This window comes from Desulfurispirillum alkaliphilum (genome assembly GCF_055378285.1).
The window spans coordinates 1,086,475-1,100,167 of record NZ_AP042405.1; the positions used below are offsets into that span (position 1 = coordinate 1,086,475).

At 57.2% G+C, this 13,693-nt stretch carries 14 protein-coding genes; 2 read left to right on the top strand and 12 right to left on the bottom strand.

Annotation, left to right across the window (positions count from 1 at the left end; all coding sequences use genetic code 11):
- Window positions 1-8 precede the first annotated feature (8 nt).
- From ACZ46I_RS04995 to mqnE, 6 genes are read right to left on the bottom strand one after another with little or no spacing between them, the layout of a single operon-like run.
- The gene (locus ACZ46I_RS04995) at window positions 9-944 is read right to left on the bottom strand and encodes a nucleotide-binding protein (protein WP_226508129.1); all 936 of its coding nucleotides are present in this window, start codon (window positions 942-944) and stop codon (window positions 9-11) included.
- The gene (locus tag ACZ46I_RS05000; protein WP_464281638.1) at window positions 931-1,449 is read right to left on the bottom strand and encodes a DUF2062 domain-containing protein; all 519 of its coding nucleotides are present in this window, start codon (window positions 1,447-1,449) and stop codon (window positions 931-933) included. Before ACZ46I_RS05000 ends, ACZ46I_RS04995 begins: the two co-directional genes overlap by 14 nt.
- Window positions 1,421-3,904, bottom strand: coding sequence for an endopeptidase La (gene lon, locus ACZ46I_RS05005; protein WP_013507009.1), 2,484 nt, complete (start codon window positions 3,902-3,904; stop codon window positions 1,421-1,423). Before lon ends, ACZ46I_RS05000 begins: the two co-directional genes overlap by 29 nt.
- Window positions 3,891-4,313, bottom strand: coding sequence for an Hsp20/alpha crystallin family protein (locus ACZ46I_RS05010; RefSeq protein ID WP_013507008.1), 423 nt, complete (start codon window positions 4,311-4,313; stop codon window positions 3,891-3,893). Before ACZ46I_RS05010 ends, lon begins: the two co-directional genes overlap by 14 nt.
- A 57-nt stretch (window positions 4,314-4,370) precedes the next feature.
- Window positions 4,371-5,165, bottom strand: a complete 795-nt coding sequence (amrB, locus tag ACZ46I_RS05015) for an AmmeMemoRadiSam system protein B (RefSeq protein WP_013507007.1) — start codon at window positions 5,163-5,165, stop codon at window positions 4,371-4,373.
- Window positions 5,162-6,253, bottom strand: coding sequence for an aminofutalosine synthase MqnE (gene mqnE, locus ACZ46I_RS05020; RefSeq protein ID WP_464281639.1), 1,092 nt, complete (start codon window positions 6,251-6,253; stop codon window positions 5,162-5,164). Before mqnE ends, amrB begins: the two co-directional genes overlap by 4 nt.
- 205 nt (window positions 6,254-6,458) lie before the next feature.
- Here mqnE and queF point away from each other — a divergent pair, with 205 nt between their 5' ends.
- Both queF and ACZ46I_RS05030 read left to right on the top strand, forming a co-directional pair.
- Window positions 6,459-6,881, top strand: a complete 423-nt coding sequence (queF, locus tag ACZ46I_RS05025) for a preQ(1) synthase (RefSeq protein WP_464281640.1) — start codon at window positions 6,459-6,461, stop codon at window positions 6,879-6,881.
- Between the two features lie 19 nt (window positions 6,882-6,900).
- Window positions 6,901-8,634: a putative bifunctional diguanylate cyclase/phosphodiesterase gene (locus ACZ46I_RS05030; RefSeq protein WP_464281641.1), complete on the top strand. Its 1,734-nt coding sequence runs from the start codon at window positions 6,901-6,903 to the stop codon at window positions 8,632-8,634.
- An 18-nt stretch (window positions 8,635-8,652) separates the two neighbouring features.
- Here the strand turns inward: ACZ46I_RS05030 and ACZ46I_RS05035 are convergent, their stop codons facing one another.
- The 6 genes from ACZ46I_RS05035 to ACZ46I_RS05060 all read right to left on the bottom strand — a co-directional run bounded on the left by ACZ46I_RS05035 (window position 8,653) and on the right by ACZ46I_RS05060 (window position 13,662).
- Window positions 8,653-9,099, bottom strand: coding sequence for an MOSC domain-containing protein (locus ACZ46I_RS05035; protein WP_464281642.1), 447 nt, complete (start codon window positions 9,097-9,099; stop codon window positions 8,653-8,655).
- Window positions 9,100-9,797: 698 nt separating this feature from the next.
- On the bottom strand, window positions 9,798-10,637 hold the full coding sequence (locus tag ACZ46I_RS05040) for a uracil-DNA glycosylase (protein WP_464281643.1): 840 nt from the start codon (window positions 10,635-10,637) through the stop codon (window positions 9,798-9,800).
- The gene (gene coaBC, locus ACZ46I_RS05045; protein ID WP_013507001.1) at window positions 10,622-11,815 is read right to left on the bottom strand and encodes a bifunctional phosphopantothenoylcysteine decarboxylase/phosphopantothenate--cysteine ligase CoaBC; all 1,194 of its coding nucleotides are present in this window, start codon (window positions 11,813-11,815) and stop codon (window positions 10,622-10,624) included. The genes ACZ46I_RS05040 and coaBC overlap by 16 nt, the downstream gene beginning before the upstream one ends.
- Window positions 11,815-12,039, bottom strand: coding sequence for a DNA-directed RNA polymerase subunit omega (gene rpoZ / locus ACZ46I_RS05050; RefSeq protein WP_013507000.1), 225 nt, complete (start codon window positions 12,037-12,039; stop codon window positions 11,815-11,817). The genes coaBC and rpoZ overlap by 1 nt, the downstream gene beginning before the upstream one ends.
- A gap of 37 nt (window positions 12,040-12,076) precedes the next feature.
- Window positions 12,077-12,715: a guanylate kinase gene (gene gmk, locus ACZ46I_RS05055; RefSeq protein WP_464281644.1), complete on the bottom strand. Its 639-nt coding sequence runs from the start codon at window positions 12,713-12,715 to the stop codon at window positions 12,077-12,079.
- A 53-nt stretch (window positions 12,716-12,768) separates the two neighbouring features.
- A complete protein-coding gene (locus tag ACZ46I_RS05060; RefSeq protein WP_013506998.1) occupies window positions 12,769-13,662 on the bottom strand; it encodes a YicC/YloC family endoribonuclease in 894 nt (297 codons plus the stop codon).
- Window positions 13,663-13,693 lie beyond the last annotated feature (31 nt).

Consider the following 13,693-nt stretch of genomic DNA (forward strand, 5'->3'; position numbering starts at 1 on the left):
CCCCTCGCCTACGGTGTTTCGCTGTTTTTATTCATGAAATTGATCTGACCGACGATATTTTTGAGCGACTTCACGGAAGTGGCGTTCTCATCGGCTGCCGCCACGGGACGAGCTTCGCGCATATGCTGTACCACGGCCATGTCGTAGGGCAGGTAGCCGATAAACTTCGCTTCCAGCAGCAGGTACTTGCGGATGATCTCCTCCAGGCCCTGTCCGACCCTGCGGTCACCGTCTTCACGGACCATGTTCATGATGATCAGTGGACGGACTTCCTTCAGGGTGCTCTGCAGCTTTTCAGCCATTTCCGGCCGGAACTCCCCGATCTCCTCAATGAGATGGCGGGTCTTGAAGGTCTGTTGAGGGTTCTCGGCGTACTTCTTCAGTATATCGGTAATAACGGAGTTCCCCTTGAACAGTTCCATGGTCATGCGGAAAATACAGTTTTTCAGAAAGCTGTAGACGTTTTCCACGCTGGTGGGTTCCGGTGTTACCACCACGACGCCCCAGTCAGCTGTCAGGAACATGTCAATGCGATCCTGGGTGCTGCCTGCGCCCAGGTCAAGAATGACGTAATCGGCCTTGAGCTTCTGGACGGAGCGTATGAACTTGCCTTTCGTGGCATGGTGCATGTTGATAAGCGGCGTTACGTCCACGTGGGCGGAAATGAGCCGCAGATTGGGATAAGGTGTTTCAACGGCGACATCTTCCATGTCACTGATACGAGCTGGCTTGGAAACAAAATCCGCCAGGGAACGGTCGGGTTTCCCCATTCCCAGGCAGGTATGCAGGTTACTGCAGCCAAAATCAGCGTCTATGACGATAGTGCGCTTGCCGTATTTGGCCAGCAGTATAGCGATGTTGGATGATATCAGGGTTTTGCCGACCCCTCCTTTGCCGCCGCCGATAGCCAGAATTTTGGTCTGTTGTCCACTACTTGCCTTCATGGTGCTCCCGATAACGCTTTATAAGAAACAAAGTCAAAAAATATGAAGCCGCTGCACAGCACAGCCCTACCACTCCAAGCCCGATCAGAAGCTGAATCAGATAGGGCTTCATCACCTCAAGGACATTGTCCATGCCCAGGGAGGTCCACTCAAACTCCTGGCTTTCTCCATAGGGATAGACCAGCATTCCGGCGTGAAAGCTTATCCACAAAAGGGGGACGAAAGTCACCGGATTGGTGAACAGCGACCCGGAGACAACGGCTACCACGTTCAGGCGCAACAGCCATGAAAGCGCAATGGACAAAGCCGTCTGCACACCAAGCAGAGGGATAAATGCAATATATACCCCTATCGCAAAGGAAATTGCAATCTTTTTGGGAGGCGCGTCCAGGTGGATGATGCGCTGGTACCACCCTCGCAAATCCACATAGGGGCGCAGTCGCCGTCGCCACAGTCGCAGGTAGACTCTCTGCCGGTTAGCTCTCCGGCGCTTCTGTATCCTCATGTACCACCGAATCAAGTGGTTCGGTCAGCGCTATTTCCAGCACTTCCCGCACGTGCTTGACCACATGTATCGTCAGTGTATCGCGTATCTTTTTGGGAATATCGCGCAGGTCCTTTTCGTTGCCTTTGGGTATGATAATGGTTCTGATGTCTCCACGGGCAGCTGCCAGGGCCTTTTCCTTCAGCCCGCCGATGGGCAGGACATTGCCGCGGATGGTGATTTCACCGGTCATGGCCACGTCATGGCGTACGGGAATGCGGCAGATGTCGCTGACGATGGCCGTGGCGATGGTGATGCCTGCGCTGGGCCCGTCTTTGGGTATGGCTCCCGCCGGCACGTGCACGTGGTAGTCACGTTTGCTGAAAATATCCGTTTTCAGTTTCAGCTCCAGGGCCAGGTGCTTGGCATAGGTCAGGGCCGCGTGGGCAGACTCTTTCATGACATCCCCCAGTTGCCCGGTGAGCATCAGATTTCCCTTGCCCGACATGCTGGCGACTTCCACCAGGAGGATTTCTCCGCCCACCTGGGTCCAGGCCAGGCCATTGACCACGCCGATATTGTCTTCCTTGTTCTCCTCATCGGGCAGGAACTTTGGCGTGCCCAGATAGTGGTGGAGGTTGGTGACGCTGATGCGGTGGATCTTTCTGTGGCCATCGGCGACTTTTTTCGCCACCTTGCGGCACAGCTTTCCCAGTTCCCGTTCCAGGTTGCGCAGCCCCGCTTCGCGGGTGTACTGGCGCACCACCTGTTCCAGGGCTTCCTGGGAGAGGTTGATATACTCTTCGCTGATGCCGTTGGCTTCCATTTGGCGGGGAATCAGGTACTTGCGGGCGATCTGCAGCTTTTCCTCTTCGGTGTAGCTGGAGAGCTCAATGATCTCCATGCGGTCGCGCAGTGCGGCCGGGATGGAGTGCACATTATTGGCGGTGCAGATGAACATGACACCGCTGAGGTCGTAGGGCAGGCCGATGTAGTGGTCCTGGAAGCTGTTGTTCTGTTCGGGGTCCAGCACTTCCAGCATGGCGCTGGAGGGGTCGCCTTTGTAGTCGTATCCCAGCTTGTCAATCTCATCCAGCATGAACAGGGGGTTGACGGTTCCGGCCGTCTTCATGCCCTGTACGATCTTGCCCGGCATGGCGCCCACGTAGGTGCGACGGTGGCCGCGAATTTCCGCCTCATCGCGCACGCCTCCCAGGGAGATGCGCACGAACTTGCGTCCCAGGGCGCGTGCAATGGATTTGCCCAGGGAGGTTTTGCCGGTTCCCGGAGGTCCGGCGAAGCAGATGATGGGCCCTTTCATGTCGGGCTTGAGCTTCTTGACACCCAGGTATTCAACAATGCGGTCCTTGATGTCCTGCAGCCCGAAGTGGTCTTCGTTGAGGATCTGCATGGCTTTTTTCAGGTCCAGGTTATCCTTGGTCTTCTTTTTCCAGGGGATTTCGATGAGCCACTCCAGGTAGGTGCGGATGATATTGGCTTCGGAGGCGTCCTGATGCATGCGGCGATAGCGCCCCAGCTGTTTCATGGCCTCCTTGTGGACATCCTTGGGCATGCCGGCCTTGCTGATCTTCTCTTCCAGCTCCCGCACCTCTTCGCCCACATCGTCAGTGTCTCCCAGCTCCTTCTGAATGGCTTTGAGCTGTTCGCGCAGGTAGTACTCCCGCTGCAGCTTGTCCATTTCGCCTTTGGCTTCCGTCTGAATCTTCATCTGCATGTCAAGCAGCTTGAGCTCCTTGGACAGCAGGTCGTAGACGCGGCGCAGGCGCTTGACCGGATGGGGTTCCGCCAGCACTTCCTGGGCGTCTTCCACCTTGAGTGACATGTTGGCGGCCACGATATCGGCCAGTTTGCCCGGATCATCCATGGAGTCAATGAGCGCCAGGACATCGGGCAGGATCATGCGCCCGTACTGTACCATCTGGCCGAGGTGCTCTTTGACATTGCGGATAAGGGCTTCCGTACGCACGCCGCTGGTGTTCACCTGCAGGTCGTCGAACTGGCGCACCTCCACTTCGTGGTAGCCTTCACGGGCAAAAAACTGCTCGATCACGCCCTTGCGCAATCCCTGTACCAGCACTTTTACCCGTCCATCGGGAAGGCGCAGCATACGTATGATGGATGCCACGGTGCCGGTCCGGTACAGGTCGTTTTCCTGGGGGTTCTCCTGACTCGGATCTTTCTGGGTGGAAAGGAAGACGTATCGATTGCTGGACAGCGCTTTATTGACGGCATTTACCGAAAGATCCCTGCCGATGAACAGGGGCAGCAACATAAAGGGGTAGACGACGATATCCCGAATGGGAAGCAGGGGCATGACCGTTGGGATATTGGCCAGCAGAGCCTCCTCAGTCACTTCCAGACTGGCGGTTTTCTCATCGGTGTTTGCGCCTGTTTCGGGCACATGCTCCTGATGATCGCTGTGTTCATCGTCCCGCTGATGGTTATTGTCCTGCATAATGCTCCTCTATCTGTATTTCGTAATGGTGTTCTTTGGGTATGGTGATGGTGAGAACCCCCAGGTCATAGCGGGTGGATATGTCGCGCGGGCGCACCGGCGCACTCAGATGCACAACGCGGTGAAACTGTCCCGCCTGGCGCTCCACCTGCAGGTAGCGTCCGCCCTCGGGCAGCGCCGGATGAGGCAGTTTCCCCCGGATAACCAGGTTGCCCGCCCCATAGCTCAGGTTGACCTGTTGCGGATCAATGCCGCCTGGCAGATCGATTTCCAGGAAATAGGCTTCGCTGGTCTCAAAGATATCCATTGGGGGGAAACCGGTATTCCCGAAGTGACGGGCCAGATATGATGACTGGGGCGTCATATCTTCTCCGTTTTCCATGAGAAGCTGAAAATGCAACACACTCATGCGTTCACCATAATCTGTAACTTGATCGCGCAGTATACACCAAAGCTTTGTCCCTGACTATGCCAGAATATACCCTGCATATCCCACCACGGAATCATGGTCGCCACTTACGGCGGCGGAGTCGGTATAGCCCACCAGGCTGGCATGGGAAGCCCCGCGCAGCAGGGCGTTTTCCAGGGCGACGGCAACGGGGAAGGCACCACACATGCTGATTCTGTGGCGATTCACCACTTCCAGCAGGCCGGGACTGTCCAGGGCCGCGATGCGCTCCATGGCCAGGGCATTCTTGCGGTCAGAGACGGCTTGAGACTCAAAGTGGTTCATGTCCGAGGAAGCCAGCAGCAGAACGTCTTCTCCCTGAAATTCTGCCTCCAGAGTGTGGGCCAGTTCCCGGGCGTCCTCCGGGGAGCCGCCTGCTACAGTTATGGCAATTATCTGCAGGCTGGGGTTGCGGTAGTGCAGCATGGGCAGCAGGACCTCCAGGCTGTGTTCGCGCTGGTGGGCGGCGGTGTCGCAGGTCAGGCCAAGGCGTGCCGCCAGGGTCCGGGCGTGGGGTGAAACGGGGATATCGCCCACCGGAGTGCGCCACAGGCCGGGTGGAAAGATGGAGATGGCTGAGCCAAGGCCCGTGTGGTTCGGCCCGATAATCACCACGGTGTCTGGCACCCTCACACGTGCCAGCACCTGAGCCGCCAGCTGGCCAGAATAGATCCACCCGGCATGGGGGACCACCACGGCACAGGCATCAACGGGTGCTGTGGCAGCAGCCATATGATGGTCGAGAAAGGCTCTGATCTCCCGGGGGTTGTCAGGGTAGAACATTCCCGCCACGGCACTTTGGCGAATGGTCACGGCTGAGCCTCCAGAATTTCATAGAGGGTGGTGCGTTCGGTGGGGATCTTGCCGGCGCTGCGTATAAGGTGGATCAGGTGATCCTTTTCCATGGCCTCAGAGGTTTTCGCACCGGCAGCGTGGGTGATTTTCTCCTCGACGACAGTGCCGTCAAGGTCGTTGACGCCAAAGCTGAGGGAGATCTGGGCTATGCCTTCACCCAGCATAATCCAGTACGCCTTGATGTGATCAAAGTTGTCCAGATATATCCGGGCCATGGCCAGCGTTTTGAGGTCATCCACACCCGTCGTGCCCTGCTTGACGATATCGGTGTTTTCCGAGTGAAAGGCGAGGGGGATGAAGGCCTGGAACATGCCGGTGCGGTCCTGCAGGCGGCGCAGCCGCTCCAGGTGGTCGATGCGGTCGGCAGAGGACTCCACGTGGCCGTAGAGCAGGGTGGCGTTGGTGTGAATGCCCAGGCGATGGGCGGTTTCATGGATATCAAGCCAGCGCTGCCCGCTGATTTTTTCCGGGCAGATGCGCTGGCGCACCTCTTCGGCGAAGATCTCCGCCCCGCCGCCGGGCATGCTGCCGAGTCCGGCATCAATAAGCTCCTCCAGCACCTCTTCCACCCGCAATCCGGTCAGGGAGGCAAAGTAGTCAATTTCCACGGCCGTAAATGCTTTCAGGTGCACGTGGGGGTAGGACTTCTTCAGGGCGCTGAGCATCTGGGTATAGTAGGAAAAGGGCAGGTCAGGATGCAGTCCACCCACGATATGGAATTCCGTTACGGTGGAAGGCGCCTTGGCAGCTGCTTCCAGTACCTTCTCCAGGGACATGGTGTAGGCGTCGTGCGCCGAGGCGTCTTTGCCGAAAGCGCAGAACCGGCAGCGATTCACGCAGACATTGGTGTGATTGATATGGCGATTCTGATTGAAATAGACGCGTCCGCCGTTTTTGCGCTGGTTCAGGATGTCAGCCATCCTGCCGAGGCCAAGAAGGTTGTGGCTGTCATAGAGCTCCACTGCCTCCGCCATCCCCAGGCGCTCGCCAGCCAGGACTTTGTGGGCAATCTTTTCCATTCCGCTGAATATGATATCTGTTTCCATGGCAAGAAGTCTCCTTCGCGAATTCTTCCGAGTGTATAACCCCCGGCTTCGCCGGGCAAGAGCTGTTACTGATTTATTGCGCCCCCTCCGGCGCTGTGGTATTGTGACAATCTGGACAATTCACAGGAAAGTGAGCCAGCGCAGCAAAAATGCCGGGCCCAGAGCGCTTCCTGTGATTCCCCAAAAAAGCAGTGACGGAGTTCCCATGGCGCAGGCTGAAGGACGAAGCTACGATTTTCTGGACACATCACACATTGACACCGGCTGCCTGGAAACCTTCGAGTACGAGGGCTACCGTCAGTTCATCCAGTATAAAAGCGCGGAATTCAGTGCCGTCTGCCCCTTCAGTGGCCTCCCGGACATTGGTACCGTTATCCTGGAGTATATCCCGGAAAAGGCCATTGTGGAGCTGAAAAGCTACAAGTACTATCTGGTGAGCTTCCGCAATGTGGGTGTCTATCAGGAGCAGGCAACCAGCCGCATCTTCGGGGATCTCTGGACGGCACTGCAGCCCGCATATCTGAAGGTGGCCACGATCTATAATACCAGAGGTGGCATAGACACCACCTGTGTGGTGGAACAGGGTGATCGCAGCCCCTACACCGCTGACCCCATCCCCGGATACTGACTGAACCAGGAGAAACCCCATGGGCGCTGAACAGCTGAAGGAGCTTCAGAAGCTTTTACAGGAGAGTACCATCCTCTATGTTGAGGATGAAGATATCTCCCGTGAAAGCGTGGTTACCCTGCTGCGTCATTTCTGCCCCAACGTCCTGGTGGCTACCAACGGTCGTGAAGGCCTGGAAATCTACCGTAATAATTCTGTTGACATTGTGATAACCGATATTCAGATGCCCGCCATGGATGGACTCACCATGGCGCGGGAAATCAAGAAGATCGATCCGTATCAGCACATTATCATCATTTCCGCCTACAACGAGACCTCCTATTTCGCAAAGGCCATCAGGAACGGTGTGGACGGATTTATTCTGAAACCCGTGGATATGGAACAGCTTCTGGAAACCTTAACCAAGACCGCTATCCGCATCCGCGAGCACCGGGAAAATTTCATGTACCGGGCGTATCTGGAAGAGATGGTACAACAGTATGCCGGCATGCTCAAAGACAAGTCCCGTGAGCTGAACCAGGAGATGACCTCCGACCGCCTGACCGGGTTGCCCAATCGGGTACAGCTGGCGGAGATTCTCGATGCGGGGCAGACCACGACGCTGATCCTGCTGAACGTCGATAACTTCAGCCACATCAACACCACCTATGGCTACAGCATTGGTGACGAAGCCCTGGTTGCCATTGCCGGACGTCTCAAGGAGTGCATGAGCCACGGAGCTCACCTGTGCCGCTTTGCCTCCGACGAGTTCATCTGCCTGCTGCCCGGCTACTCCGTGCACGAAGCCCGCGACTTCGCCCACGATGTCATCCGAAAGGCCTTCCTTCCGCCCATCCGCCTTCAGAAGAAGCAGATAGACCTGCAGATCACCTTCACCATGTCTATCGCCGAAGGCAAGGGTTGGGATCTGCTGCGCAACGCTGAAGTGGCCATGTTGGAGACCCGGGAGCTGGGCAAGAACCGCATTGCCGTCTACCAGGGGAAGTCCCCCCTGGAGGCCAAGCAGAAAAACAATATCTACTGGATGAACCGGCTGCGCACAGCCCTGGAAAACAAGACGGTCGTGCCGTTCTTTCAGCCCATACTCAATAACCGGACGGGAAAAATAGAAAAATTTGAATGCCTGGCCCGCATCTGGGAGCAGGGAGAGATCATCTCCCCTTTCCAGTTCCTGCAGCCGGCCAAACAGGTAGGACTGTTGCCTGCCATCACCAGGAGCATTGTCGAAAAGTCATTTGCCCATTTCAGCGGCAGACCCTATCAGTTCTCCCTCAACATCATCGATGAGGATCTGCGGGAAGGCTATCTGGTCGACTACCTGAAGGAAGCTTTTCAGCGCCATAACGTCAACCCCGGACAGGTTGTCTTTGAAATCCTCGAAGGGGTCAGCGTGTACGCTTCCCATGGCATCATCGAGCAGCTGCAGGCCCTCAAGGAGCTGGGATGCCAGATCGCCCTGGACGATTTCGGTGCCGAGCACTCCAACTTCAGCCGCCTTATGGATCTGCAGGCGGATTACGTGAAGATCGACGGGATGTTCATCAAGAACCTGGATAAGGATCCCCGCAGCGTCACCATCACCAAGGCCATCATCAACCTCACCAACAGCCTGGGAATTCAGACCATTGCGGAATACGTCTGCAGCCGCGAAGTCCATGAAAAGGCCTGCGAGCTGGGGATATCGCACTCCCAGGGCTTTTATGTGGGGAAACCGCTGCCAGATATAGTGGAGACACCCTTCCTGCCCGAATAACAGCAGATTTCCAGATGCTCAGGCTGGCTCCAGGAGCACAATCTGGTCGCCGCGCTTGATCTCGCCACCGTGCAGAACCCGTGCGAAAATCCCTTCCTTCGGCATCACACAGTCACCCGCCTGATAGAATATGGCGCAGCGTTCATGGCACAGTTTGCCGATCTGGGTGACTTCCAGCAGAATTTCGCTGCCCACCTGCATGCGCGCACCCACTGGCAGCGTGTGCAGTTCAATACCAGTGGTCGTGAGGTTCTCCGCGAAATCCCCCGGACCAACCGTCAGGCCGGCCGCAATCATCTTGTGGATACTCTCCATGGCCAGCAGGCTGATCTGACGATGCCAGTCGCCGGCATGACCGTCGCCCACTATCCCGAAATTTTCCTGCAGCTGGGCCCTGCCCACATCTTTTTTGCGCTGCCCCTTCTTCTCGCTGGTACATACGGCCAGAATCTCTGCTTGTTTCATGGGTTCACCACCTGTTTATATAGACTTAGTAATTACGTAATTTTTGCATCACCGAAACAACGGATTGTTAGCGTCTTCCCTGCTGTCATGCTGAAATGAGGGGGAGTGGTTCTCTACAGACTGCGTCGCTTGCATTACCTTTACCTTCTTTATGAGTTATTTGCCACTTTTGGGTCGCCAAAAGTGGCGCAAAAGCGACCCCCAGTGCTGTCCTTATCAGCCGTCCGCTTGCCTGGAACTGGGGACCGCAAACAACCGCCCTCCATGGCTTTTGGTTTGCGGTTGCCGCCCTCGTGGCGTCAACCCTGCGGGTCCATCGCGTTCCAGTCTTCGCGTTCTGGCTGGGCCAGCACACGGGGGAAAGGCAGATGCAGACCGTCCCCCCCTGAGCCCGTCCGGTGAGTGCGAAGCCTGGCTGGCAAGACCCGAACGGGACACTCACAGGAAGTGAGTGGTCCGGCAGCACTGCAGGGATGCAGTGTCTGCCGGATCTCCAGAACAGGCGAGCAGGCGAGCCGGAAAAACGGGCGTTCGGGGGGCGCGTTTTTGCGTCCTTTTTGCGCGGTCAAAAAGGACAATGGACACATAATCTGGATGTCGAATGAGTCAAGCGGGCAAATTGAAGGAGTTTACCCGCAGCAAACAGCAATCATTTTGACGCTTTACGACCGGGTCAAGGGGTGCGAAACTTTTGCAAGCTATTCAACATCCTGTGCCACCAGGTATTTCAACTCAGCCGGAAAGCGCAGTGGCTCCTGCCGGGCCATGTCATAGAGATTGCGCAGAACGCGGACATCATCCCATACTGGCCGCCGCAGGTTTTCATTGCGGAGCAGGGCTGAGGGGTGGTAGGTCACCACTACCTGGATATCCCCATACTGAAGGATCTTCTCGCGCATGCTGCCCAGGGTTCTGGGGGCGCCACTTTCTCCGTAGAGGAAATTGGCGGCAAATTTTCCCAGGGCCAGGATAAAGCGCGGATTCACCAGTCGGATCTGCCGTTGGAGAAACTGCTGGCAGATGGAAATTTCTCCCGGCTCGGGGTTGCGGTTGCCCGGTGGGCGACACTTGACCACATTGGCAATATACAACTCTTCACGCTGAAATCCTACCGCCAGCATGATCTGATCCAGTTTCTGGCCACTCTTCCCCACAAAGGGGCGGCCAAGACGATCCTCGTCAAAGCCGGGGCCTTCGCCAATCAGCATGATGTCAGCCTGGCGGTTGCCCTCGCCCATGACGATGGTTTTGCGCCCCTGGCGAGCCAGAGCGCAGGCCTGGCAGTCCTTGAGATCCTCTTCCAGGCGCTGCCAGCTGTCTTGGGACGGGATGACCGCAGGCGCCGTGGTCTGGCGGGGAGGAGGTTCAGCTGCTGGTCGGGTCGTCTGCTGGAACACCGGCGGTCGGCTGGCAGAACGGGGTCCGGGGTCGGAAAGGGAGCGCAGTGCGGCGATATCGCGCACGCTCAGGCGGGGGCGGCCAGAGTAGCGCAAGTGAGTCAGATAGGTAAAAGCCAGACGGTCTATGGTACTGTGCATTGCATTGCCACCTGATCCAGTATGGCATGGGCCACCTGAATTTTTGAACCGGAAAACTGGCCGTGGGAGCCTGCGGGAGTAAAGATCTCCACGGTATTTTCATCGCGGCCGAAGCCGCCGTGGTCGGCTCCCACCAGATTGGCTATGAGCATATCGGCACCCTTGCGCTGCAGTTTTTCCCTGGCATGGCGCTCCAGGTCGTGGGTTTCCGCAGCGAATCCCACAATATACTGTCCCGGCTGGCGGGACTGGCAGAGGGTATGGAGAATATCGGGGTTCCGGGTCAGGCTGAGCGTTGGCACGTCATCTTCACGGGTCTTCTTCCACTTGATGCTCCCTGGCTCAGCTGGCGCAAAATCCGCAACGGCTGCGGCTTTGATGATGACATCCGCATGGTGGCGCTGCTCCATGATGGCCGCGTGCATCTGGGTTGCGGTCTCCACGGGGATACACCGGACGCCATAGGGGACGCTCAGGCTGACGGGACCGCTGACCAGCGTGACTTCAGCCCCTCGCTGGTACAGTGCCTGGGCAAGGGCGTAACCCATTTTTCCCGAGGAGTGGTTGGAGAGGTAGCGAACGGGGTCGAGGGGTTCACGGGTGGGGCCGGCACTGACCAGTACGCGCTTGCCCGCGAAGTCCTTACGCGGTTCCAGCAGATGCAGGCTGTGGGCGTAGATATCTTCAATGGGCGCCAGCTTGCCACGACCAATGTCGCCACAGGCCAGAGAACCGCACCATGGCTCAACAAAGTGGACGCCATCGGTACGCAGAAGATCCATGGCGCGGCCTGTGGCCGGATGTTCCAGCATGGCGGTATTCATGGCAGGGGCGACCAGGACGGGCTTGCGGCAGGCCAGATAGAGGGTGTTGACGGGATTGTCGGCAATGGCGGCAGCCATTTTCCCCAGCACACTGGCACTGGCCGGCGCGATGACAAAGAGATCGCACCATTTGGTCAGTTCAATGTGTTCCGCATTGGTGCGCACACCGAGGGCGAACTCATCGGTGTACACCGGCGAACCGCTCAAAGACTCCAGGGTGAGCGGTGTGACAAAGTGGCGGGCATTGGTGGTCATGCATACCTTGACGCTGTGGCCATCCTTGACGAAAAGCCGCAGCAGGTCGCATGCCTTGTATGCCGCAATGGAACCGCAGATGCCGAGCAGTACGTTCATCAGTCGTGCTTGGGAGCCTCAACCCGTTCTGCGTTGAGCAGGCCAAGGGAGATTTCCTCAAGGGCCTGGGTCGGAAACTTGGTGTAGCTGGAGTCGGAGATCATGGGATGATCCCTGACCAGGGCCAGGTCATTGGCGCGCTTCGCGGCAACGCTGGTCAGTACAAAGCGGTTGTTGAGAAAAGACGAGTCCTTGAGACACTTTTCAATATTGATGAAGGCCATCACTCACTCCTGTTGGGAAATTTTCACTGGGTATGGGTTACTGCCCCTCGGGGGCGATTTCGATATGAATGTCTGCCAGCTCGCTCAGCGGCCGCCGCCGGTTCTTGCGCAGCTCCTCGGCGGTGAGAATGCTGGCCAGCTGTTCGTAGGCCTGTTCAAGGTCTTCATTGACCACCACGTAATCAAAGTGGCTGTACTGCAGGATTTCCTCTTCGGCGTTCTGCAGGCGCAGTTTCACCACTTCATCGTCGTCGCGACCGCGGGAGGTCAGGCGTTCGCGCAGATCCTCCAGACTGGGGGGAAGGATAAACACCAGGATGGCCTCGGGCATCTTCTTTTTCAGCTGGAAGGCCCCCTGGTAGTCGATATCCAGCAGGACGTTCATCCCCTGTTCCATGGCCTGGTGCAGGTACTGGAACGAGGTTCCATAATAGTTTCCATGCACGGTGGCGTACTCCAGGAACTTGCCTTCCTGAATCATGGAGAGGAATTCATCCAGTTCCACAAAAAAATAGTCCCGGCCATTGACCTCGCCGGGGCGGGCTTCACGGGTGGTATGGGAGATGCTCAGCTGGCACTGGGGATAGCGCTGTACCAGCATGCGGCTGAGAGTGGTCTTGCCCGCTCCGCTGGGTGCGGTGAGGACAAGGATATTCCCGGAAAAAGTTTTCGGCATGACTCTTCCTGTATTTCTGGACAGCACATTCTGAGGATTCCCCGCGCGGGGATCTACTCGACGTTCTGCACCTGTTCGCGTATTTTTTCCAGTTCGGAGCGCACTTCCACACTCAGGCGGGAGATGCGGCTGTCGGCGCTCTTGGAGGAGATGGTATTGATTTCACGCTGCATCTCCTGCAGCAGAAACTCGAGGCTGCGGCCAACGGGGTCGGCAAGCTGCAGGTACTCCCGGAACTGCTGTACATGGCTGTTGAAGCGGATTATTTCCTCGGTGACATCGGACTTGTCTGCGATCACTGCCGCTTCCTGTACAATGCGTCCTTCGTCCAGGCCACTTTCCATTCCATGATCTTCCAGCAGCTTTTTCAGGCGGCTGCGGTACTTCTCCACCAGGGCTTGCGGGGTATCGGAAGCCATGGAGTCGATCTCCACCATCTTACCTTCACAGACATCCAGGCGGTAGAGGATGTCGTCCTGCAGCAGTTTTCCCTCCTGCTTGCGCATCTGGGTCAGGCGATCCAGGGCCGTGTCCAGTGCTGCCATCAACGCCTGCTGGAAGAGCTGGCGATCGGGAATACGTTCTTCGCGATCCAGCAGGTTTTCCAGGCGCAGAAAGTCCTCCAGTCGAACATTGCGATCCAGCCCGTAGCGGTCGAGGATTTCCGTGAAGGTCTTGTAGTATTCATCGGCCAGGCCGCGATCCAGCGAGATCACATGGGCCGAGGAGTCGAGAAAGGAGACTTTCAGGAATATCTCCACGCGCCCTCGGGCCACGCGTTCCTTGACCCGGTTTTTGATAGTCTGTTCGAACTCTCCCAGCGGTGGACATTTGGCTCGCAGGGAGCACTCAAAGAAGCGGTTATTCAGGCTCTTGATCTCGCAGCTGGCACTGATGCCCTCGGTCGCAAAGACTCCACTGCCGAACCCTGTCATACTGGTCAACATATTCCCCACCCCGTGACGCCTGCAGGCGATA

What these genes read in the sequence shown, in the direction of transcription:
- ACZ46I_RS04995 (WP_226508129.1), bottom strand. Translation starts at nt 944, where the DNA reads ATGAAGGCAAGTAGTGGACAACAGACCAAAATTCTGGCTATCGGCGGC.
- ACZ46I_RS05000 (WP_464281638.1), bottom strand. Translation starts at nt 1,449, where the DNA reads ATGAGGATACAGAAGCGCCGGAGAGCTAACCGGCAGAGAGTCTACCTG.
- lon (WP_013507009.1), bottom strand. Translation starts at nt 3,904, where the DNA reads ATGCAGGACAATAACCATCAGCGGGACGATGAACACAGCGATCATCAG.
- ACZ46I_RS05010 (WP_013507008.1), bottom strand. Translation starts at nt 4,313, where the DNA reads ATGAGTGTGTTGCATTTTCAGCTTCTCATGGAAAACGGAGAAGATATG.
- mqnE (WP_464281639.1), bottom strand. Translation starts at nt 6,253, where the DNA reads ATGGAAACAGATATCATATTCAGCGGAATGGAAAAGATTGCCCACAAA.
- queF (WP_464281640.1), top strand. Translation starts at nt 6,459, where the DNA reads ATGGCGCAGGCTGAAGGACGAAGCTACGATTTTCTGGACACATCACAC.
- ACZ46I_RS05030 (WP_464281641.1), top strand. Translation starts at nt 6,901, where the DNA reads ATGGGCGCTGAACAGCTGAAGGAGCTTCAGAAGCTTTTACAGGAGAGT.
- ACZ46I_RS05035 (WP_464281642.1), bottom strand. Translation starts at nt 9,099, where the DNA reads ATGAAACAAGCAGAGATTCTGGCCGTATGTACCAGCGAGAAGAAGGGG.
- ACZ46I_RS05040 (WP_464281643.1), bottom strand. Translation starts at nt 10,637, where the DNA reads ATGCACAGTACCATAGACCGTCTGGCTTTTACCTATCTGACTCACTTG.
- coaBC (WP_013507001.1), bottom strand. Translation starts at nt 11,815, where the DNA reads ATGAACGTACTGCTCGGCATCTGCGGTTCCATTGCGGCATACAAGGCA.
- rpoZ (WP_013507000.1), bottom strand. Translation starts at nt 12,039, where the DNA reads ATGGCCTTCATCAATATTGAAAAGTGTCTCAAGGACTCGTCTTTTCTC.
- gmk (WP_464281644.1), bottom strand. Translation starts at nt 12,715, where the DNA reads ATGCCGAAAACTTTTTCCGGGAATATCCTTGTCCTCACCGCACCCAGC.
- ACZ46I_RS05060 (WP_013506998.1), bottom strand. Translation starts at nt 13,662, where the DNA reads ATGTTGACCAGTATGACAGGGTTCGGCAGTGGAGTCTTTGCGACCGAG.